This window comes from Bordetella muralis (genome assembly GCF_965139205.1).
GTDB lineage: Bacteria > Pseudomonadota > Gammaproteobacteria > Burkholderiales > Burkholderiaceae_B > Bordetella_A > Bordetella_A muralis.
The window spans coordinates 85,303-107,634 of record NZ_CBCSIU010000012.1; the positions used below are offsets into that span (position 1 = coordinate 85,303).

At 56.9% G+C, this 22,332-nt stretch carries 19 protein-coding genes and 2 pseudogenes; 6 read left to right on the top strand and 15 right to left on the bottom strand.

Annotated features, from left to right (window positions below):
* Nucleotide 1: 1 nt before the first annotated feature.
* From ACNA0I_RS17375 to rfbB, 9 genes are all read right to left on the bottom strand, one after another.
* Complete coding sequence (locus tag ACNA0I_RS17375) at nt 2–799, bottom strand: ABC transporter permease (RefSeq protein ID WP_415807259.1); 798 nt, start codon at nt 797–799, stop codon at nt 2–4.
* 120 nt (nt 800–919) lie between these two features.
* On the bottom strand, nt 920–3,061 hold the full coding sequence (locus tag ACNA0I_RS17380; protein WP_415807260.1) for a glycosyltransferase family 2 protein: 2,142 nt from the start codon (nt 3,059–3,061) through the stop codon (nt 920–922).
* Between the two features lie 7 nt (nt 3,062–3,068).
* On the bottom strand, nt 3,069–3,983 hold the full coding sequence (locus ACNA0I_RS17385) for a glycosyltransferase family 2 protein (protein ID WP_415807261.1): 915 nt from the start codon (nt 3,981–3,983) through the stop codon (nt 3,069–3,071).
* Between the two features lie 51 nt (nt 3,984–4,034).
* The gene (galU, locus tag ACNA0I_RS17390) at nt 4,035–4,871 is read right to left on the bottom strand and encodes a UTP--glucose-1-phosphate uridylyltransferase GalU (RefSeq protein WP_415807262.1); all 837 of its coding nucleotides are present in this window, start codon (nt 4,869–4,871) and stop codon (nt 4,035–4,037) included.
* Between the two features lie 202 nt (nt 4,872–5,073).
* Nucleotides 5,074–7,074: a capsular polysaccharide biosynthesis protein gene (locus ACNA0I_RS17395; protein ID WP_415807263.1), complete on the bottom strand. Its 2,001-nt coding sequence runs from the start codon at nt 7,072–7,074 to the stop codon at nt 5,074–5,076.
* Between the two features lie 9 nt (nt 7,075–7,083).
* Nucleotides 7,084–7,635 carry a dTDP-4-dehydrorhamnose 3,5-epimerase gene (gene rfbC / locus ACNA0I_RS17400; RefSeq protein ID WP_415807264.1) on the bottom strand — a complete coding sequence of 184 codons (552 nt, stop codon included), beginning with the start codon at nt 7,633–7,635 and terminating at the stop codon, nt 7,084–7,086.
* A 6-nt stretch (nt 7,636–7,641) separates the two neighbouring features.
* Complete coding sequence (rfbA, locus tag ACNA0I_RS17405; protein WP_415807265.1) at nt 7,642–8,520, bottom strand: glucose-1-phosphate thymidylyltransferase RfbA; 879 nt, start codon at nt 8,518–8,520, stop codon at nt 7,642–7,644.
* A 21-nt stretch (nt 8,521–8,541) separates the two neighbouring features.
* The gene (gene rfbD, locus ACNA0I_RS17410) at nt 8,542–9,441 is read right to left on the bottom strand and encodes a dTDP-4-dehydrorhamnose reductase (RefSeq protein WP_415807266.1); all 900 of its coding nucleotides are present in this window, start codon (nt 9,439–9,441) and stop codon (nt 8,542–8,544) included.
* Nucleotides 9,438–10,514 (bottom strand): dTDP-glucose 4,6-dehydratase, encoded by a 1,077-nt coding sequence (gene rfbB, locus ACNA0I_RS17415; RefSeq protein WP_415807268.1) that lies wholly within the window; start codon nt 10,512–10,514, stop codon nt 9,438–9,440. The genes rfbD and rfbB overlap by 4 nt, the downstream gene beginning before the upstream one ends.
* Before the next feature lie 108 nt (nt 10,515–10,622).
* Between rfbB and ACNA0I_RS17420 the strand changes: the two genes are divergently transcribed.
* The 6 genes and pseudogenes from ACNA0I_RS17420 to ACNA0I_RS17445 all read left to right on the top strand — a co-directional run.
* Nucleotides 10,623–11,705: a glycosyltransferase family protein gene (locus ACNA0I_RS17420; protein WP_415807269.1), complete on the top strand. Its 1,083-nt coding sequence runs from the start codon at nt 10,623–10,625 to the stop codon at nt 11,703–11,705.
* Nucleotides 11,706–11,916: 211 nt separating this feature from the next.
* The gene (locus ACNA0I_RS17425; protein ID WP_415807270.1) at nt 11,917–13,041 is read left to right on the top strand and encodes a TRAP transporter substrate-binding protein; all 1,125 of its coding nucleotides are present in this window, start codon (nt 11,917–11,919) and stop codon (nt 13,039–13,041) included.
* A gap of 257 nt (nt 13,042–13,298) precedes the next feature.
* Nucleotides 13,299–13,898 (top strand): annotated as a pseudogene (locus ACNA0I_RS17430) (TRAP transporter small permease subunit); the annotation flags it as partial.
* Nucleotides 13,899–13,990: 92 nt separating this feature from the next.
* Entirely contained in the window at nt 13,991–16,063 is a 2,073-nt protein-coding gene (locus ACNA0I_RS17435; protein WP_415807271.1) for a TRAP transporter large permease subunit, read from the top strand.
* 79 nt (nt 16,064–16,142) lie between these two features.
* The coding region (locus tag ACNA0I_RS17440) for an enoyl-CoA hydratase/isomerase family protein (RefSeq protein WP_415807272.1) at nt 16,143–16,851 on the top strand (709 nt) is incomplete at its 3' end.
* Nucleotide 16,852: 1 nt separating this feature from the next.
* Nucleotides 16,853–16,940 (top strand): annotated as a pseudogene (locus ACNA0I_RS17445) (hypothetical protein); the annotation flags it as partial.
* A gap of 386 nt (nt 16,941–17,326) precedes the next feature.
* Here ACNA0I_RS17445 and ACNA0I_RS17450 read toward each other — a convergent pair.
* The 6 genes from ACNA0I_RS17450 to ACNA0I_RS17475 all read right to left on the bottom strand — a co-directional run bounded on the left by ACNA0I_RS17450 (nt 17,327) and on the right by ACNA0I_RS17475 (nt 22,219).
* Nucleotides 17,327–17,881 carry a hypothetical protein gene (locus tag ACNA0I_RS17450; protein WP_415807273.1) on the bottom strand — a complete coding sequence of 185 codons (555 nt, stop codon included), beginning with the start codon at nt 17,879–17,881 and terminating at the stop codon, nt 17,327–17,329.
* A gap of 29 nt (nt 17,882–17,910) precedes the next feature.
* Nucleotides 17,911–19,185, bottom strand: a complete 1,275-nt coding sequence (locus ACNA0I_RS17455) for a YcxB family protein (RefSeq protein WP_415807274.1) — start codon at nt 19,183–19,185, stop codon at nt 17,911–17,913.
* Between the two features lie 85 nt (nt 19,186–19,270).
* Nucleotides 19,271–20,263 carry an LD-carboxypeptidase gene (locus ACNA0I_RS17460; RefSeq protein ID WP_415807275.1) on the bottom strand — a complete coding sequence of 331 codons (993 nt, stop codon included), beginning with the start codon at nt 20,261–20,263 and terminating at the stop codon, nt 19,271–19,273.
* Nucleotides 20,260–20,754, bottom strand: a complete 495-nt coding sequence (gene tadA, locus ACNA0I_RS17465) for a tRNA adenosine(34) deaminase TadA (protein WP_415807276.1) — start codon at nt 20,752–20,754, stop codon at nt 20,260–20,262. Before tadA ends, ACNA0I_RS17460 begins: the two co-directional genes overlap by 4 nt.
* A complete protein-coding gene (locus ACNA0I_RS17470) occupies nt 20,747–21,595 on the bottom strand; it encodes an HAD family hydrolase (protein WP_415807277.1) in 849 nt (282 codons plus the stop codon). The genes tadA and ACNA0I_RS17470 overlap by 8 nt, the downstream gene beginning before the upstream one ends.
* A 57-nt stretch (nt 21,596–21,652) precedes the next feature.
* Nucleotides 21,653–22,219 carry a hypothetical protein gene (locus ACNA0I_RS17475; RefSeq protein ID WP_415807278.1) on the bottom strand — a complete coding sequence of 189 codons (567 nt, stop codon included), beginning with the start codon at nt 22,217–22,219 and terminating at the stop codon, nt 21,653–21,655.
* Nucleotides 22,220–22,332: the final 113 nt, after the last annotated feature.

Sequence of the window (22,332 nt, forward strand, 5' to 3'; positions counted from 1 at the left end):
ACTAGACGATCCCCTTAATCGCCAACATCCTCGAACGTCTAATTCTAAATAGTCCGAGACCGACGCAAAGAAGGAGTGCCATGCAAATCAACACATACGGGAGAGACACTAATTCAAGGGCTTGATAAAATGGAAAGACAGCCTGTCGTATCAATTCCGTCATATGCAGGAACGGATTCCAAGCCAAATACGGCAAAATATAGCTCGGAAAACGTGACACAGGAAATATTGCACCAGACGAGAAATAGAGCACCATAAAGAAGAAGCGAACAAAGGTGCGTATTTCAGGAATTGCATCCGCAATCACGGCAAGCACCATACCCATGCCAAAAGACAAGGCAATCCCTATCAGCAACAATCCAAGCCACTCCAAAGGCCTATGAATACTCACATCATATCCATACCAAGCGAAGGCGGCTAATACAAACATGTACGAGATACTGGCGATACAACACTGCATTATCGTTCTCGCCACGAAAGTATCCATCGGAGTCACTTGCTTGTACGCAAATAACCCACGGTTGGCGGATAGGCCTTCCATAATTAGCATTGCGATACCTCTGAACATAACAAAGGGCGCAACACCCGTTAACAGAAATACGGGGAATGGGATGCCTTGAGTAGGTCCGCGGCCACGAATTATCCCCATCACGACAACCATGACTATCAGCTGAATAATGGGTTCAGCTAGCATCCAAAATGCCCCCATCCGCCGCTGACCAAAGCGCGTGCGCATTTCACGCAACACCAATGCGAAAATTACGGCACGGGTAATTTGGAACGAAGTACGTGGAGTCATAAGGACGGAACTCTAGTAGATCGATGTTGCATCGCAGTATACCTATAAAACATAGAAGTACGTTCAGAGAGTGTTGCAGACTGCTAAGTAAACAGCGCTTTACTCCATCCTGTGGGCGATCTACTTTCTATCCCAAGGCAACATCACATGTGGCATGCCACTCAAACTGAAATCAGGATGTTGGTAGTTAAGATTTGGGTTATAGAACGGGTCATGGTGCATCAAATGAGCCCAACGCATACGCATATACTCCACTTCCATCCGTGCACGCAAGATCTGCGCCGGACTCGTATCTTTACCACGGGTGATCGATTCGTGATGGTAGAGCAGCGCATGTGGAGTCCATACGACCCGCAGGCCTTTGTCTCGTACGCGCAAACAGAAGTCTACGTCATTGAAAGCAACGGTCAGATGAATCTCGTTCAAACCGCCCAAGGCTTGATACAGAGACTTGTGCGTCAATAGGCACGCAGCCGTCACCGCAGACAATTCTTGTGACACCAACGCTCGGCCACAGTAGCCCGGCTCGTCTCTTCCAATACCTGTGTGTAGATGATTTGCACATCCACCAGGCCCAACCGTATCTCCACCATGCTGAACGGTGTCGTCTTCATATAATAGCTTAGCACCAACGACACCTATACCGTCCTGCATCAGCAAACGAACCATTTCGTCCAGCCACTCAGGTGATATCACTTCAGTATCGTTGTTCAACAAACAAATAATCTTACCCCGAGCCTGTTCAACAGCGCGATTGTTTATTTTGGAATAATTAAATGGCTCGTCAAATGATAGAACGCGAATGTTTGGCTTGAACGCAATTGCCTTCAGATACGCCAAAGTCTCGGGCTGAACGCTCTGATTATCCATGACGATAATCTCGTACGCAGAATAGGAAGTCTTTTGCAAAAGACTATCGATACAACACTGCAGATGAGCCAAACCATCTCGTGTTGGAATCACGATGGTAACCAGGGGAAGAGGCTCTGGCAGGTCATAACGGACATGACAACGGCCTGTGCCGGTAGCCTCCACCGACGCCCTAATGCCTTGCCTCTGCAGATGTGCTGCAACAACATCGCGGGTTTCTGTATCGAGACTGATGACGCGGCGTTGAGTTTCCTCATTTAAATGACAAATTGGCGCAAGTACATGCTCCACCCGCGGCGTATCAGCTGTTAGGGCCAATAGCAAGCTATGCAACGCACCCGTTGTGCTATAACTCGCAGCCTGTGCAACGTCCCAAATAGGCGCTAACGGCCTAGTACGCCACGTGAACACTTCGCCTATATAGTTAGTTGCGCGAAGTAGCTCGGGCGACCAATCAGGCTTGAAGACCGGCTGCGACAGGCGATTATCAACCCCAATGCTATCGTGATCTGCGTAAATAACTCCCGGGTGGTTGGCATTTACAATACGATGTGCAAACCAATACAGGGCAGCCTCAGACAACTGCGTATCGTGCCGCAAGATGATCGTCCACGCAGTACCTAGAACAGGGGCTTGGGCGCCCCCCGGCATCGCATCTAGCGCAGGAGCTTGAGACAATGCTACCAACGCCTGAACCCAGCCCTTGTAAGGCAGGCGGATCCGTGAAAAATGCGGATAGATCTGTTTATCCAAGGTTTGGTCGGCTAACGAACTCGCCCCATGACTCTCATTAGTTAAGATAAATATCTGAAAATGAGGAGGCTGCGCCCAGTGGCGCAAATGCTTGAGCATTAAATGGCGGTCCTCTGGAGACACGCTATAGAATTCGGCATGCCAATCCGCGTAGCTACGCATATATGCGTTCGCCCTAAACCGGCAAGACACGCCATAGGCATGATTCAGATTGGTAAACAAAGTGCGCAACTTAAGACCAGCTCGAGCCCGACGTTGCTGTGATTGTCGAAAAAATACGGGTACTATCCGCCGCAACTGCCGAAAACGATATTCCAGCCAAGACAAACGCTGCAATGACACAGAGATATTACCTGGTGTCGTTAAATCGGATGCAGGATTGACTTTCAGAGCTCGAATACCGCCCGGCACATTGACCATCTCTTGTATCTGGCCACGTCGAGTCACTAGAATATCAACATCTACCGTTTGCCCATCCATCAAGCTCAGTTTCAGTACGGCGCTATAGGCGCGGTCGTGCCCAGAAACCTTGCCTTTAATCAAGTAGACACCACCAGCTGATGCACCATCTCCCTGCCTGGCCGGAGTCAGCCAGGCATTTGGGGCCTGTTGCGTGAAAACAGTGCTCTCGGAAAACATCGCTTAACTAACCCCGTTGCAAGCCGGATTTCAAACTATGTAACCACTGTCGCCAAGCCGAGCCCGGCGCTCTAGCGTCCAACTCGGGGGCAACCAGGGCCTCTAAGCGAGCGACCTCTTTTTTAACGGCAGGTACAAAAATCAACATATCGTCGCACTGTTCGTTATTTTTATCGTGCAGTTCGAAATACTTACGATGCTTAATACGACCGATTTTAGTAGCGCTGCCCTTTGGACTTTTGCGCAACACAAACTCTTCGAATGATTTTACGACATAGTGATTAATGCGCATATTCGACCAGATAACCGACTTGCTCAAGCTGTCCTGCCGACCATCACGACAAACTAAGTCATTACTCAACGCATCGACATACCGCCCACTTCTCAACACAGCGTGGTGTGGTGTCGCCCAGTGATCAACACTCGTCGGCCTAACCACAGCCTTATAATGCTGATTCACAGGAAATTTCGCTAATGATCGCCGCAAAAAACGCTCAATAACCAAGCCCTCTTCCCAAAATTTCTGCCCTGCGGATCCAAAACACGCCCAGTTCAGCGCCAAGCCGCCCACACCTGGATCTGAGAATATTTCTGTCAGCTTTGGCACGATTGATTGCATGCCATCCATCGGCGTGATGAACTCATCCGCATCGACAAACGCAATCGCATCAATATCCGCCGGACACATCTTCGTCAGTAAGTTATATGCACCCAACTGCGGCCGAACATCCGGCTCATCCGGATAATCCACCAGCGTAATAGGCTCATGCTTCTGCAAGATCGACAGTATCTGTCGAGTCAGGTCAGTGCTGCCATTATCGGCAATCAAAAACTGACTGAACCCGACGATCTTGTGGAACGCCAGCCATTCCAATACATATGCGTCTTCGTTTTTGAAGATCGCACCCACAGCAAACTTCATAGGATGATGATCAAAATGGCTGTTGAGGTGATTATCAAAACGGCGTCGCGATTATTCGGTAAAGCCGTGATATTTTTTGCCCAAGGCCACGGTGGCGGAAAAGAAACCTTGTTTATTACCGCAATCGTAACGCGTACCCTCGTATTGATACCCAAAAACCGCGCGGTCACGCAACATGGCGGCGATACCATCGGTCAATTGGATTTCGCCACCAGCACCCTGACCCGTTTGGCGCAGATATTCGAAGATCTCCGGCTCTAGCACGTAGCGACCCACCACAGCTTGAGTGGACGGTGCCTGAGCGGGCTCAGGTTTCTCAACCATGCCGTCCAAACGCCACGTATCACCATCCACCTGATTGCCAGAAATAATCCCATACTTATTCGTCTCATGACGCTCAACGTTCTGAATCCCCAGCACGCTGCCCTCGCACGAATGGGCAACCTGCACCAACTGGCGCGTCACAGGAACTTCAGCGTCAATCAAGTCATCCGCCAGCAACACAGCAAACGGCTCATTGCCCACCACAGGCGCCGCGCACAACACCGCATGCCCCAACCCCAGGGGAGCCGGCTGACGGATATAAACGCAGTTCACATGCGCCGGCAGGATGCTGCGAATCGCCTGCAGTTGCTGCTGCTTGTTTTTCGCTTCCAGCTCGGCCTCGAGCTCGGGCATCGTATCGAAATGATCCTCAATTGCACGTTTGTTACGCCCAGTTACGAAAATCAACTCGGTAATGCCAGCCGCGACGGCTTCTTCAGCCGCGTATTGGATGAGAGGCTTGTCCACCACGGGAAGCATCTCTTTGGGCATCGCTTTGGTGGCCGGCAAAAAACGAGTGCCGAGGCCCGCGACAGGGAATACTGCTTTACGGATTGGTTTCATAGCGACCTACGGAGAAAACGCGAGTATGAAGGAAGTTAACGGGCGAAACTGCAAGGAAAGGCAAACATGACTTCGGGAAACTAACTGAGCATTCTGACGGTTTGAAGTGGCACACTACGAAACAATCTATCAATTCTGTAACTGAGTCGTACTTTTTCTTCACACTCTATCGATTAGAGCACCTTCCCTGCAATATGACGCATCATTTTTCGCGAAATACTTTCGCAATGCAATGACGCCAACGGTTGGTTTGTTTTGGCATTTGCCGCCAATCAATTAATTCTTGCAACACACGCTCGGGAGTAGCAAACCGGCGGGTGATCCGGCTGACGTAGGTGGGGTACAGAATCAAGGTACCGGCCACTAACTCGTCCAGCGTCAACAATCGATCACGTCTGCGACATACTTCGTCGATTAACGCCCTATCCTCGGTTAATCCCCAGCCCGCATAAAACGGCTGACCGTAGGTCACGACCGGTATACGGCGCAGCAACGCCTCAAAACCCGCCAGGGAGGTCAGGACATGAACCTCGTCCACCTGGGGGAATAGTTGTTCCAACGAAACTTTGCCGATGACTTCATCACACCATTCGAGCGCCCCGCCCTCGCCCTGGCCGGATGATCGCAGCCCAGCCGCAACGTCGGGATGTGGTTTATATAAGACGTAGTCGTCGGGATAGCCCTGTCTCACGGCGCGCAGCAAATCCATGTTGCGTCGAATGGTGCTGGCGCCATAGCGGATCGAGGCGTCGGTCTCGACCTGGCCCACGACCAGGAGCACTCGCTGCGCCTGAGGCGGACGCGACCACGCGGTCTGCCCCGCCAAATTGTATTTGGTGATACCGGATGCGCAGATGGTCTCGCGTAATGCGGCAGCACGGGCCAGCAAGGGTGCCGAAAACTCAGTCTGGACCAGGATCTGCTCTAGCCGCGATGCGCGAGTGGCGTCGTAGTAGATACCCACGTCGTCTTGCACCCAGGACACGGGCCGGATCAGGTCGGCGCCCAACCCTACGGATCGCAGAAAGCCGTCTTCGACCCGAATGACGGGCTTTTCCGGCGGACGGCTCGCCAGGGCCGCGTCGAGTTTGCGGCCCCAACTGGCGACGCTATCGTGTTGGCTCGCCCGTTTGGCGAACCAGGTGAAATGCATGCGGCTGCCGCCAAAGAAGTCTCGGACAAAACCGTGTTTCCAGCCGGAAAATCCAACCGCGGTGATGTGTTCGGGAAAGCGCTGGCGCATGCGGCGCTGCAGGGCGATCCAGGCCAAGACGGTTTCGACTTCGCAGCGACGGCCCGTTTCAGGGTCAACGTAGCGGCAGTAATCGATCAAGGCGGCGTGGGTCAGTTGTGCCAGCGAGACGGCCTGTCGCCGCCTCTCGGGCGCGAGCTGTTCGTCATGGGTCAGGCCCCAGCCTGCATAGAACGGCATGCCGAATACGCGGACAGGCTTGCCCCATAACAGGGCCTCGAAACCCAGCTGGGATGTCACGGTGTAGACGGCGTGGGCGTCGAACAGTAAGCCCGCCGGATGTACGTCCTGGTCCATCAGTACGACGCGCGGCATGGCGCGCACCTGCTCGACGTCGAAATAGCCGCGTTTACGGCCGGAAACGACGTCGGGGTGGACTTTCAGGACGATGGTGCGCTCGGGATGCTCGGCCAAAGCGGCCTCGAGCATGCGCCGAAAATCCTCGGGACTGGCGCCGCCTGCGGTGACGGACGCATCGCCGTAGGTTTGGTCGACGACCAATACGTACCCTGTAGGCAGTGGCGCATGAGCGTCGCGGGTGTGGTTGTATTTGGACACCCTGCCCTGGCACCAGGCCGCGATCAGCGCCTGCGCGCGCTGTTGCTGGGCGGTATCCAGGGGCCGTTTGATCAGGGCCTCTAGCCGTGTGGGGCGGCCCGCATCCAGGTAGAGACCTTGATCGTCCATGACCACCGATAAAGGCGGGTCCGTGAAACCCAGGCCGACAGAACGCAGAAAGCCGTCCTCGATGTGCCATACGCGCAGACCATGCCGCTCCGCATAGCGCTGTGCGCGTTGCGCACTAGGACGCTGCCCCCAGGCCAGCACGCTATCGCCGGGCCGGGGTTGCGAGGGCTTTGGATAGACCAGGTCGAAATCATCCAGCAAGGCGGCCAGGGTCGCATTGCGGCGTACGCCTGCCGAGCAGATGATGAGGCGGGGCTGCGTCATCGGCGAGGATCAATATTCAAACAGTTCTGCCTGCGCAAAGGTGCCGGCTTGCAGGTCTTTGGCAGACAGAATCAGCTGCGGGCTCGCAGGCCAGTCGATTTTGAGCTGGGGGTCGTTCCAGACGATGGCGCGCTCTGAGTTTTTGTCCCAATAGTCGGTCGTCTTGTATGACACGTCGGCGGAATCGGACAGAACGAGAAAGCCGTGCGCAAAGCCCTCGGGGATCCAGAGCTGGCGGCGGTTTTCCGAGGACAGGATTTCCCCTACCCACTGCCCCAGCGTGGGCGAACCGCGGCGCAGGTCAATGGCGACATCGTAGATCTCGCCCGAGAGGACGCGCAGGAGCTTGCCCTGGGCGTGCGGATTCAATTGGTAGTGCAAGCCGCGCAACACGCCGCGCACAGAATGGGAATGGTTGTCCTGGACGAACGAGACCGGACGGCCGACGGCAGCCTCGAAGCTCTGTTGATTGAAGCTTTCAAAGAAAAAGCCCCGCTCGTCGTCGAACACGCGAGGTTCAACAACACATACCTCGGGGATCGCAGTTCGAATGACGTTCATGGAGGCTCAGATTTCGGTCACGATGTTCATCAAGTATTCGCCATAGCCGTTTTTCCTCAAGGGCTCGGCCAGATGCACCAGTTGCTGGGCATTGATGTAGCCCAGGCGATAGGCGATTTCCTCGGGACACGCGACTTTCAGGCCCTGGCGGGCCTCGATAGTGGCGATGAACTGGCTGGCCTCGAGCATGGATTGATGCGTGCCGGTGTCCAGCCACGCATAACCGCGCCCCATGGTGACGACGTCAAGCTTGTCCTGCTGCAGATAGGCCCGATTCAGGTCGGTGATTTCGAGTTCGCCGCGAATGGACGGCTTGATGGTTTTGGCGATCTCGGGCGCCTGATGGTCATAGAAATACAACCCGGTGACGGCGTAGTGCGAACGCGGCCGCAGGGGTTTTTCTTCCAGGCTCTGGGCCTTGCCATGTTTGTCGAACTCGACGACGCCGTAGCGCTGCGGGTCATGGACGTGATAGGCGAAAATCGTCGCCCCGGTTTCCTGGGCGGCCGCGTCGTGCAGCAGCTTGGAAAAGTCGTGGCCGTAGAAGATGTTGTCGCCCAGGACCAGCGCGGACGGCGCGCCATCCAGGAATGTGTCGCCGATGAGAAAGGCCTGGGCCAGTCCCTCGGGGTTGGGCTGAATGGCGTACTGCAGGTTCAGCCCCCATTGGCTGCCGTCGCCCAGCAGTTGCTCGAACCGCGGCATGTCCTGCGGCGTGGAAATCACCAGGATGTCTTGAATACCCGCCAGCATCAGCACGCTGAGCGGATAGTAGATCATCGGTTTGTCGTAAACGGGCAATAGCTGTTTTGAGACGGCCAGTGTGGCGGGATACAAACGTGTACCCGAACCACCCGCCAGAATAATGCCCTTGCGCCTCTTCATTGAGTGTGATCCTTGCGTATCTTATCGGCGCGCTAATTGCGCAATCGTTTGTTGAACGCCGTCTTCCCAGTTCGGCAGAGATACATCAAACGTCTGACGTAGTTTAGAGGTATCCAGGCAACAATTGGCAGGTCTGGGCGCGAGTGATGGATATGACGAGGCTGGAATCGGCCGAATGGTATCGGGCGATGCCTGCAGCGCCATACCGGCCTCTCGTGCCAATCGCACCACCAGGCGGGCATATTCGTACCACGAGGTATGGCCCGCCGCCGTCAGGTGATAGCAACCGTAGGCGAACTTGCCGGTTGTGCCTTTGCTCTGCTGATACCGCGCAATGAGTTGCGCCGTAACGTCGGCGATCAGCGCCGCACTGGTAGGTGCGCCGACCTGGTCAGCGACGATGTTCAGTTGTTCCTGGTTCTGCGCGATGCGCAGAATGGTCTTGATGAAGTTACCACCGTGTTCGCTGTGCACCCAGCTGGTACGCAGGATGAGGTGCTGCGGCAGATGCCTGACGATGCCCTGCTCGCCCGCGAGCTTGCTGCGTCCATAGCTGGACTGCGGGGCGACCTCGTCGGATTCGACGTAGGCCGCGGGTTTGTGTCCGTCAAAGACGTAGTCGGTCGAGTAGTGCACGAGCAGCGCGCCGGATGCGCTGGCCGCTTTGGCCAATAACTCCGGGCCAATACCGTTGATCTGCATGGCGAGCTCGGGCTCGGCCTCGGCGCGATCGACGGCGGTGTAGGCAGCGGCGTTGACGATGATGTCGGGCTGGTGGACGTTGAGCGTGGCCTGGATGGTCGCTGGGTTGGCCAGATCGCAGTCCTGGCGATCTACCGCGACGAGCTCGCCCAAGGGAGCCAGGCTGCCTTGCAGGGCGTGACCGACCTGGCCGTTCTTACCAATGATCAGAATCTTCAAACGTTTGCTCCCGCTGGGCCGTAGTGCTGTGCAACCCACTCACGATAGGCGCCGCTGACGACGCCCTCTACCCAATCGGGGTGATCCAGGTACCACACGACGGTCCGGCGCAATCCGGATGCAAAGGTTTCGGACGGGGTCCATCCGAGTTCCTGGGCGATTTTGCTGGCGTCGATGGCATAGCGCCGATCATGTCCGGGCCGGTCACTGACGTGGGTGATCTGCTGGGCGTAGGATCGGCCGTCGGCGCGCGGCCGCAGTTCATCCAGCAACGTACAGATTGTGTGGACGACATCGAGGTTGGCACGCTCGCTGGCGCCGCCGATGTTATAGGTCTCGCCGAGCCTGCCCACCTGCAGGACGCGCCGCAAAGCGCTGCAATGGTCTTTGACGTACAGCCAATCGCGCACCTGCTGGCCATCGCCATAGATAGGCAACGGTTTGCCGTCCAGGGCGTTCAGGATGACGAGCGGGATCAGTTTTTCCGGGAATTGGTAGGGACCGTAATTGTTTGAGCAATTGGTGGTCACCACCGGCAGGCCGTAGGTGTGGTGCCAGGCGCGGATCAGGTGATCGGACGCGGCCTTTGAGGCGGAATACGGGCTGTTGGGCTGGTACGCATGCGTCTCGGTGAACGGCGCGTCGGACGGGGCCAGTGAGCCATAGACCTCGTCGGTGGAGACGTGCAGCAAACGGAATTCGTCTTGCTGCGCACGCGGCAGCGACGCGTGATAGGCGCGCACAGCCTCCAGCAGGGTGAATACGCCAATGATGTTGGTCTGGATGAACGGCGCCGGACCATCGATGGAACGGTCCACATGGGACTCGGCCGCAAAGTTGATGACAGCACGCGGGGTGTATTGGGCTAACAGCTGGTCAATGCACGCACGATCGGCGATGTCGCCGCGGACAAAGTGATGCCGCGCATCGTCCTGCAGGGATGCCAAGGTGTCGCAGTTGCCCGCATAAGTGAGCTTGTCCAGATTGACCACCGGCTCATCTGATTGCGTCAACCAATCCAGAACGAAGTTGCCGCCAATAAATCCGGCGCCGCCCGTAACAAGTATCGTCATTGTTCAATTATTTCTTAAAACTCGGTCGCGGCAAAGGTATCGTACGGGACGGTAATGTACTATTGCGACCATCGGTAGTATAAACCTTCACTGTTGTTAGGAATAACGGTGCCGTTGTCCCGTCTATTTTCCCGCCTGATGCGTTCGCGAGGCGGCCAAACGCATTGGCCGCAGAATACGCTGCGTCAATGGCTGGTATTGCAACAAAGTGACAACCCCTCTACTGATTATTACATTCGCCCTCGGCTGCAAGAATCCGGGCTGCCGGTCTCATATAAAAACATCGATAAGGACCTGCCCCATTTCGGCGATCTGGCGCCGGGAACGGGGGTGGTGATTGTTCGATATTTAAATTCCCGGTGGGTGTCGGCGTTACGCACGCACCGCAGCCAACTCAGCCAAGTGGCGTATTTTATGGACGATGATTTACTGCGTCCGAAGCATTGGGTAGGTTTGCCGCGGGCTTATGTCAAAAAACTAAATAAATATTGCGGCACGTTTATTCCGGATATCCTGACGCTGTCATCGGAATATTGGTTTTCTACTGAGGAATTGCGTCAGCGATATTCGTTTAAAACGGCGCAGGTGATTTCCCCTCGTCCCTTGGTGGGGGATGCATACGGCCCGAGCTTGCTACATCCCTTGGGTGAACGTGGCCCTATTCAAATGTTTTATCACGGCTCGGCCACGCATCAGGCCGAGATGGAATGGCTGTTCCCGATTATCGAGTCGCTGCTGGAAAAATGCCCGGATCTGCATTTCGAGTTAATCGGCAATCACACAATCAATCAGAAATTCCGCCATTTGCCTCGTACCCGGATTTTGCATCCGCTATCCTGGCATAACTACATCAGCCATTGCCATACCTTGCATGGCCATATTGGCCTGGCGCCGATACTGCCCTCGCCTTTCAATATGGGCCGTTCGCATAGCAAGATCTACGACATCGCGCGCTGCGGCGCGGTCGGGGTCTATTCGACGCCGAGCCCCTATGTGGATGCGATCGCGGACGGGCAAGACGGGTTGTTGTTAAAAAATGACCCGGACTTGTGGGTGGAGACGATTCACGAGCTCGTGAACGATCGCGCCAGGCTCAATGCCCTGCGCGCCGCAGCCATCGAGAGACACGCGACGCCGATGGTAGAGTCCGCTGCGATATTGGGCCAGGCGTTGCAGACCGCACAGGCTTGATGCGGGTTATCCCCACATATCAACTAATTGTCAGGATCCTTTCAGCAAGGTTTAATCCAGTAGCGGTAAGTCGTAGTACGACCCGGTACTCAATCTGATCGGTCGATGGCTGCGCCGTCCAGTCTCATGCATTGCGCTTTGTTCTTGCTGCACCTTTAAAGCTGTTTCATAACAAGCTGGTTCATGCAGTTCACTCAGGAGACAACAAGCCATGCTAAACAATGCGTCATCTCGTCGCCGTTTCATTGCCGGGGCCACCACTATCGCAGGGTCTGCGGCGCTGGGATTTCCGGCTGTCACTCGTGCCCAGGGTTCACCGGTTTCTCTACGATTTCAAAGCACCTGGCCAGCCAACGATATTTTTCACGAGTTCGCACAGGACTACGCCCGCAAGGTCAACGATATGGCCGAGGGTCAGTTAAAGATCGAAGTGCTGCCGGCAGGCGCCGTGGTCAAGGCCTTTGACCTGCTGGATGCAGTGTCCGCCGGCACCTTGGATGGCGGCCATGGCGTGGTGGCCTATTGGTACGGAAAGAATACGGCGGTAGCGCTGTGGGGCTCGGGCCCCTCGTTCGGCATGGACGCGAACATGCTGCTGGCTTGGCACGAATATGGCGGCGGCAAAGAGCTGCTGGTCGAAATCCAGAAGGCGATGGGCGTCAATGTCGTGTCGTTGATGTACGGCCCGATGCCGACGCAACCGTTTGGCTGGTTCAAAAAGCCGATCACGAAATACGAGGACGTCAAAGGGCTGAAGTTCCGTACGGTGGGTCTGGCGATCGATATGTATACCGCGATGGGTGCGGCGGTGAACGCCCTGCCCGGCGGCGAAATTGTGCCCGCGCTGGATCGCGGGCTGCTCGATGGCGCGGAGTTCAATAATGCGTCGTCCGACCTGGCCCTGGGCTTTCAGGATGTCTCAAAGATCTGCATGCTGCAAAGCTTTCACCAGAGCGCGGAGCAGTTCGAGATCCTGTTCAACAAGAATAAATACGAAGCATTGCCCAAGCACTTGAAGCACATCCTCGCCTATGCCGCGCAGGCCGCGAGCGCCGATATGTCCTGGAAGGCGGCCAATCGCTATTCGGCCGACTATATCAAGCTGCAGAAAGACCACAACGTCAAGTTCTACAAAACACCCGACTCGATTCTGCAAGAACAGCTGAAGATCTGGGACACCATGATCGAAAAACGTTCGGCGGAAAATCCCTTGTTCAAAAAGGTGCTGGAATCACAGCGCGATTTTGCACAACGGGCCGGACGTTGGCAGAACGACGTCTCGGTAAATTTCCGGATGGCATTCAACCATTATTTTGCGCGCAAGCCTGCGGGTTGAAGGGCCTTCGGTTGATATTGCAACACGACCTCGCACCCGTTCGCCACGCCGGGCATTAGCCCAGTGCGGCGAACGGGTGCGAGGTCGTGCCTGCGCTGTATCGCCGAGTCGATGTAGGTACTTCGAGATATTCGATGTAGTACTTCGATGAGAATGCCTCGATGCCGTTGCCGCAATGCAGTGTCTTCCGATGCCGCCGTCCTGCTGCACCGCCCCGCTGTGACCACCCTATTTTCTCCTGACCTGGATCAAGCCCTATGCTAAAGCTGATACGCATGGTGGACCGCTTGTCTACTTTTGTCGGGCAGGCCTTTGCCTGGCTGATCGTCGTGCTGACGGTGCATATATGTTGGGAAGTGTCTGCCCGGTACATATTCAACACGCCCAGCGCCTGGGCGTTTGATCTGCAACTCATGTACTACGGTGTGCTGTTCATGATGGCGGGTGCGTATACCCTCGCGAAAAGCGGCCACGTGCGCGGCGACATCCTGTATGGATTTTTGCCTCCGCGCGTGCAGGCAGGGCTGGACGTGATCTTGTATATCGCGTTTTTTATTCCGGGTGTCGTCGCGCTGGTCTGGGCCGGATGGTATTACGCAGGAGAGTCGATTGCGATTCGTGAGCACTCGTCGTTGATGGCGAATGGACCTCCGATTTATCCCTTTAAGGCGTTTATCCCGGTCGCTGGGGCCGTACTGCTGTTGCAAGGCTTCGCAGAAATCGGGCGCTGCCTGCTCTGCCTGCGCGATGGCGCGTGGCCCTCACGCGAAGAGGACGTAGAGGAAGTCGACGTCGACAAGCTCAAGAAAATGGTGCACGTCAAAGACGAGGACATCGCAAAGCTGGATCGCTATGTCATTGATGAACAACACGGTGAACGGGATCCCGCGGTGACAGACGAAGCACGCAGCAAATCAGGCCGCTCCGCCAATGACCAGGAGCGCACCAAATGAAAATTCACAAAGCACTGTGGTTTGGTTTGACGTGTATCGGCATTGTGCTGGCGATGATAGGTTTCTTGACACCATGGCACGATCTGACGACGGGACATTTGGGGTTGTTGATGTTGGCGTTGATTGTGGTCGCCATCATGTTGGGCTTTCCGACGGCGTTTACGCTGATGGGTATGGGGGTGTTGTTCACGTTTCTCGCGTATTACCTGCAGAATCCGGATGTGCAGCGCTCGATTCATCAGACCTTGGATTTGATGGTGCAGCGAACATACGCCACGATGACCAATGATGCGTTGATCTCGGTGCCGTTGTTTGTGTTCATGGGCTATCTGGTCGAACGTGCGAACCTGATTGAAAAGCTGTTTCGGTCAATGCATCTGGCGTTGTCCAGACTACCCGGCGCATTGGCAGTGGCGACGCTCGCAACGTGCGCCATATTTGCGACGGCCACAGGCATCGTGGGTGCTGTGGTCACGTTGATGGGGTTGCTGGCGATGCCGGCAATGCTAAAGGCCGGCTATAGCGTTCGATTGACCGCCGGCTCGATTACCGCTGGCGGATGCCTGGGTATTCTGCTGCCGCCGTCGGTGATGTTGATCGTGTACGGTGCAACGACGGGCGTGTCGGTCGTGCAGTTGTATGCCGGGGCGCTTTTTCCGGGCCTGATGCTGGCCGCCCTGTATGTGCTGTACGTCATGCTTGTCGCCAAACTGCGGCCCGATATGGCGCCGCCATTGACGGCCGAAGAACGGCGTATTGCCCTGCCTGCAGAGGCTGATGCAATAGCGCGCCAAGGCTATACCCATGCTGTCAACGGACTATTGGGAACCCTGTTCAAGGGTCGCCGCAATGCCGGCGTATCGTTCGGATTTCTGTCGCGATACACGATGTTGGCGTTGACGCCATTGCTGGCGTTCGCGGTGTTGACTGGGTCGGTCTATTACCTGGTGACGCAACCGCCGACGGTGTATGAGATCCCTGATGAGTTGCGGTTGGGCAGCGGCGGCGATGACTATGGTGGACTCGCTGAGCCTCCGATGGCAGGGGGATTGGCTGAACCGCCTGTTGAGGGAGGTTTGAGTGAACCGCCGATGGAAGGCGGATTAAGCGAGCCGCCTGCGGATGGTGGTTTGGCAGAACCTCCCATGAACAATGGCGTCGCGGAGCCGCCCGCCAATAGTGGTGTCGCAGAGCCTCCAGGTGCCTCATCTTCCGGATTGAGTGAGCCCCCGGGCAGCGCTGCGGCAACTAATCCTACAGCTGCCAGTACGGCCAGCGCGGCATCGTCGCCGTCCGACACAGGCCCGGCAAGGGTCCCTGCTCCCACCGGCTATTGGATATTCTTCGGCATCTGCCTGGCCATCCTGGCGGTCTTTTATCTGCTGCTGACCTGGGCGCGGTTGGAAATCTTCAAGATGCTGATGGGGTCGTTCTTTCCCCTGGCATTGATGATTGCCGCGGTATTGGGCTCCATCACGTTCGGACTCGCCACCCCGAGTGAAGCCGCCGCGATGGGGGCCATGGGCGGCGCGTTATTGGCGCTGGCCTATCGACGGCTCAACATGCCCGTGCTGAAAGAATCGGTCTACCTGACCGCAAAAACTAGCGCCATGGTGTGCTGGCTATTCGTGGGATCGTCGATCTTTTCCGCCGCGTTTGCGCTATTGGGCGGCCAACGCATCATCGAAGAATGGGTGCTATCGCTGGGACTGACGCCGATCGAATTCATGCTGCTGGCGCAGATCATCATCTTTTTGCTGGGCTGGCCATTGGAATGGACCGAAATCATCGTCATCTTCATGCCGATATTCGTGCCGCTGTTGATCACGTTCCAGATCGACCCGCTGTTCTTTGGCCTGCTCGTGGCGTTGAACCTGCAGACCGCATTCCTCTCGCCTCCGGTCGCCATGTCTGCGTTTTATCTGAAAGGCATATCGCCGCCTCATGTCACCTTGAATCAGATATTCTTGGGCATGCTGCCGTTCATGGGCATCCAGGTTGTGGCGATTTTCTTGCTGTACATGTTCCCGGGCATCGGGCTTTGGCTGCCGACAGTGTTGTATCGTTGAAATCGACGAGCGATGCACCCCTGCTGCACGTGCCGCATCGTTGCGACCATGCTTTGAACCATTAAAGGAATCCGTTCACATGCTGCAAACGCTGGAAGTAGCCTATGGTCCGCAAACCGCTGTCATCTGGCTGTCCCGCCCTGAGGTGCGCAACGCATTGGATGCGCGTCTCATTGCCGAATTGACCGAGACATTCATGACACTCGCCGACGATAGCGAAATACGCGCCATCGTCCTGGCAGGCCACGGCAAAGTCTTTTGCGCTGGCGCCGACCTCAACGCCATGCGCCACAGCGCCCAGGCCAGCGAAGCCGACAACCGCGCCGACGCGCTGGCGCTAGCCACCCTGCTGCACACCATCTACACCTGCCCCAAACCCACCATCGCGCGCGTACATGGCGCCTGCATGGCCGGTGGCCTCGGCCTGGCCACCGCCTGCGACATCGCCATCGCCAGCCGCGACACGCGTTTCGCCCTCACCGAAACGCGCCTGGGCCTCATCCCCGCCATGATCTCGCCCTACGTCCTGCGCGCCATCGGCCCCCGAGCCGCCAGCCGCTGGTTCCTCACAGCAGAGACTTTCGATGCCGCCGAAGCCTGGCGCATCGGCCTCATTCACGATATCTGCGAAGCCGAAGAACTGGACGCACACATCAATGCATTACTCGGCAAACTCATGCTGGCCTCGCCCAATGCACTGAAAGAATCCAAACGTCTGATCCATGACGTCTCTCAGCCCCCCATCGACGACGCCATCCTGGAAGACACCGCCACCCGCCTGGCCGCGCNGCGCGCGACTCCCGACGGCCGGGAAGGTATCGCCGCTTTCCTGGAAAAACGCACACCGTCCTGGGTACCCGACCAAGAACCATCCTAGCCGCTGGCACGTGTCCTGAGGGGCAGTTCTACGCAAATGGCCTTCTCACGTTGTTGGCAATATCGCGTCGCCGAGCCATTACATGAATTCCCATGCAGATGGCATCAAACTGGCGCATCGTCGCTTTGCTGATCGCTCCGACATCATACAAAGTGGCACCTGTTCTGCCCTGTAACCATGGTCAGCCTTCATCGCGAGTCCCTGCCGGGCGCGTGTGGGTGGTGCCGGCCCGTTGAGCCGCGATTTAGCCTCGCGCAGCGNGGCCGAGGCCCCTGGTCATGGGCCGAGTCCGNGCGATAGGGCCGGCGCCCCTCACACGCGCCTGGCAGGGACGCGTCAAGAAAGACCATCTGCATCAGCCCAAAACACCAACCAAAGCCCCACACCTACTCCGCGTCATCCCCCAAAGCACCACGAGACTTCAAACTCATCAAGATCCGCATCCCCCCAAGATGCCGCTCCTCCCCCGTCTCGCAAGACTTGCAAATCCCGCCCACATAGCGCCCATTCACCACTGTCTCAGCAAACACCCCTGATCGATAATTGTGCCGCGCATCCGTCTCAACCCGGTACCATTCCCGATCGCCGATCCGCACCAATTCAAGCGGTTGGCGAATATCAGCATCCGGCCCAGTCGAACGCAGCACCGCCCGCAGACGGAAATAACGCTTGAACGGCGACGCATAATATTCACGCAGCTTGTCCGCATCGTCCTCGCCTGGCAGCGACTCATTACGCATCAAGATCGTGCAAGTCTCCTGCGTCTGCTCGCAGGCCTCGGTCTCGCAAACGAATTGCACACGGCGCAGCCCGCTTTTTTCCAGCATGCCCTGCGGCGAACCCTTCAAGGACCAGCCCTCGGGAAGCTCAACCGACAGTCCATTGGGCATAACAACGGTCTCAGCCCATGAACCCATCGCCGCCAACGAAAAAGCCAGCATCGCAATAACGCGAGCGGCAACAGGATGCCTCATACGCCCGCCTCCAGTCGATGGTTTTCCTCGTCAATACGACGCGCCACAAAACGCTCGAAAGCAGCCTGTTTATCGTCATCAAACGCACGTAACGGCACGATCACCGGCTCGCCGACCCGCCGCAGCAACAGAAAATGCTCACTCCGCCGCTCGACGCGCTCAAAGCTGATCATCTCGAAACGATTCAGCAGCCCCTCTTGCCAAATGTCGAGCCTGTCCTCATAAAGCCGCACCTCTTGCTCATAGACCCGCATCCGTTTGTGCAGTTGCTCGGCGAGCCGGTGCACATGCCGGCCCCTCGCCCACGGGTGCAAGACGATGATGGCAACAATGATTGCCCAAAAACCCAGCACATACTGCCAAACAGAGCTCGCAAGCATCTGGAGGAAAAGCGGAAACGCATAGCGAAAAGGAACGCGGTCTGCATCCAGCAACCAGAAAAAGACCAAAATCGCCGGCCAAATAAGTGCAGTCACTAGAAAGGCCAGCGCAAAGCCTCGGCGGCGGCGTCGGCGCATGCCGGGACGCTCCATTTGCCAACCGAGTGCGATGGCGCGATCCGCAGCAGTTTGCTCGAAACGCACAGTCATCAATGGCTGCGAGTCAGTTTGATCTTCCAGTCCCTGAAAATCCCGGGCTTCCCCAGCGCCGCCAACCTGGCACGATGCAGCCCATGTCTTGATGCGTACGATCTGTTCATCGGACAATGCACTGCGCCGCAAGACAAGGACATCCTCGATATCCTTTAGCCGAATGAAGAAATGCGTGTTCCCCTCGGTCAAACCGTTGATGCGCTGGCAAGCAATAGCGCTGCAGTGTCCCGGCGTGTACGCAGTGATGCCGCCCGGCTCAAAGCGATAGGTGACGGCCATAGGCCGATCGAGCTGTTCATCGTGGCACCAACGCTTTAACCGGCGTCGAAAGATCATCGGTTGGATCGCATAGTAGGCCAGCGTCGGCACGACAACGAGAAGGATCACCAGGCCATCCAAGCCAAACAGCTTGCCGCCCAAACGGGAAACAAAGGCGCCGAAGCCTTGATCACCGCTATCCTGCCAGGACGAGAAACCGATCAGCACCACCAACAGAAGCACTACCCAGAACAGAATGTATAGCAACCGCCGCCGGGCGGCCTCAAACAGATCTGCATAGACAAAGAGTGAGCCCGCGAGCCGCTCGGGCAACTCGATCGAGGACTCAACGACAAAGGCTTCTGACGATGCTGAGGTTCCGGATGTTTGAATAGACGGTGTCGTGTTCGTGCTCGTCATCGCTGGTTCAGTTCGGCATCGTGAATGTTTATGTCTATCTCGATATCAGTTTCGACGATACAGGTTCAGAACCGCAGAGCCCGTCTCAATGTTGATGCTCGTCGATCACCAAATGCGCCATACCTGTCTCGGTAGCGATGCCGACCTTTTGACCAATGGGCAGCGTTGCCTTGGTGCGGATGTGCCCGTAGGGCAGCCCAGTGATGACGGGGACTTTGACGACACTGCGCAGCCATTTCACGACGGCGGGCATGTCGTACCCGGCATCATGCGGCGCCAACCGATAGTCCGTGAAATGACCAAATACGATGGCTTTTTGGCGTTGCAGTATGCCCGCCTGCCACAGTTGAGCCAGCATGCGCTCCACTCGATAGGGATGCTCTGCAACATCCTCAATGAACAGAATGCCGCCGCGCACTTTAGGCATATATGGCGTGCCCATCAAGGACATCAAGGTCGCCAGATTACCGCCCCACAGTACGCCGCGCGCATCGACGGAATCAGCGTCCTGTGTCTCAAAACTGAGGATCTCGAGCTCGCCGCGCATGATCTCACCGAACAATGCAGCCGTCAGATCGTCGACCTTTTTACCACCAAAATCCGCGACGGCTGTCGGGCCGCTGTAGCTGACCGCACCCGTCTGCGCGAGCAAGGCGAGATTGAACGCCGTGAAGTCGCTCAAGCCCACGAAACGCTTGCCACTATCCGCAACAGCGCGCCAATCGATCTGAGGCAATAAACGGCTGAGCCCATAACCGCCACGCGTGGCCATCACAATCGGATGTTTTTGCTTCAACGCGCGAGTGATGCCTGCCAAGCGCTGCTTTTCCGTGCCGGCAAAACGTTGGTGCACCGCCAAGGCGGCGCGATCCACCGCAGTCTTGAATCCCTCTTGTGCCAGGCGCTCGCACGCCAACGCCACTGTGTCCGGGTCACGCACCGCAGACGAAGGCGAAATCAAATAAATCCCGCCGGCAGGCTTGGCATGATGATGATGCGAGTGGTCATGATCGTGACCACAATCATCATCGCAATCATGCCCATCGTGTCCGTGTGCAGGATGTATAGAGGTACTCATTTAGCAGATTCCTTTATGCGGCGTTCGCGGAAAAACCGCCGCAGCATATCGCCGCAGGGCTGCGCCAACACGCCGCCGATAACAGTCGTGTGATGATTCAATCGCTCTACCGCGCCGACGTCCAGCACGCTGCCGCAGGCGCCGGTCTTGGGATCGGAAGCGCCGTAGACGACGCGCGCCAAACGCGCATGCAACATGGCGCCGATGCACATGACGCAGGGTTCCAGCGTGACGTACAGACTCAACCCAGGTAAACGGTAATTGTCCAAATGCCGCGCGGCCGCGCGTAATGCGACGATCTCTGCATGCGCTGTGGGATCGCTATCGGTAATGGTGCGGTTATAACCAGTGCCAAGCACTTGACCCTCTGCATCGACGACGACCGCGCCGACGGGGACTTCGCCCACGCGCCATGCAGCCTCGGCCTGCTCGATCGCCAGAGCCATGAATCGTTCATCCGCCGGCGACGCCAGCGTCACCTCATCAACCACGATACACCCGGGATTTCAGTGCGATGCGTCCGGCCAGACTGGTGACGGCCTCTTCGAGCCATTGATAGAGCTCGGCGTCTTCGCCGTAGCGAGCCTGATTCAAATTCGACACGCGGCCTTCTTCGATAAAGCCCCATGCTCGACTGCGTTTGTCGCGGTGTTTCGGGTCCCATACGCCGAAGGCGAACCCGCCGGCTTTGCGGATCAAGGAAAAACACGGAATGTCGGTGTAGCCGTCGCCAACAAAGACCATCTGGTCAAACGGGACGCGCAGGCGGTCTTCGGGGATTTTGCGGTTGACTTCGAAAGGCTTGTTGCGAAACTCGCGTCCGATGATGCCTTTTTGGATGTGGAATAGATAACGGGTCTTGTCCGTAAAGCTGACCAGGCGACGCGGGAAAATGATCCCGCCGTCGGAGCCGTACACAAACTCCGATGCCCAGATCTCGGTGAATTCGTGGGCGATGGGCGTGGACCGCACTACATCGCCGATGCCGCTGGAGATCAAATAAAACTCCAGTTGCACTTGAGGGTGTTCGGCTCGAACCGCGGCACGCAGACGTTGAAACAGTGTCGGGACACCGTCATGCAGGGGCAGTCTGGCGCCCCAGTCTCGCAATCGCTGTTGCGTGATCAAACCGTGCGCGCCACTGCGCGACAGTTCGATCATCTCGTACAGATACGCCGGCACCGGGTCCCAATCCTGATCGGAGAGCAACGGACCGACTCTGTCTTTCCAGAACGCAGCCGTATCCACCCCCAGGCTGTCGAGGAAGCCAGATGTGCTGTCCGGCGCCAGCGTGTCGTCGAAATCGAATATCAGGGCGATGACGTCAGACATGGATGCGGCAAAGAGTCGGTAATAGGCGACATTTTGCCTGATCCCGACTCTGCCGTCTTATTGCTGCACGGGCACGGGTGTCGCGGGTGTCCCGGCAGGTGGCGTGGTTACCGTGCCTGGTGTCGTCGAGCTGCCCGGCGCAGCCCCTGGGACCGTACCCGGCGCGGTGGAGCTACCGGGCATGGCACCCGAAGTCCCCGGCGTCGTGCCCGTCTCAGATGGGGGCACCTGGATCACCGTTTCACGCAGAACGCCGCCGCTCTCTACACTGCCTTTTACCGTGGACGGAGACTGCATCTGCTGCAGGCAATCCTGACGCTGCGGTTGGGGCAATTTCGTGCAACGATCTACGGAATTGTTACTGTAATTCGCCGATTGGCCATCGTCGAGCCGCTTGCGCTGCGCCTCATCGCGCGCCGCGCCTGCCTCTTGCAGGCACACGGCCTTGCTCTGATTGGTCTGGCCGCTGTTGCAGCGCTGCACGTCATATTCGTACTGAGATTGGATAGAGGCGGCCGTCGGTGCATCGGCCGCGTTGGCGGCAGAAATCCCTGCCATCCCGCCCAACGCGCTCAACGTCGCAAATGCCAGGCTGCAATACCGATTGTGCATACGTAGGTTCATTTTCCGCTCCTTCAGCTTGGCCGAGCCGCTACTGCGCCCAGCTAAGTTTTTACAGTACGCCAAAGCGGCAAGCCAGAAGGCGTGCAGATGTTACAAACACTAGCAGATTCGGA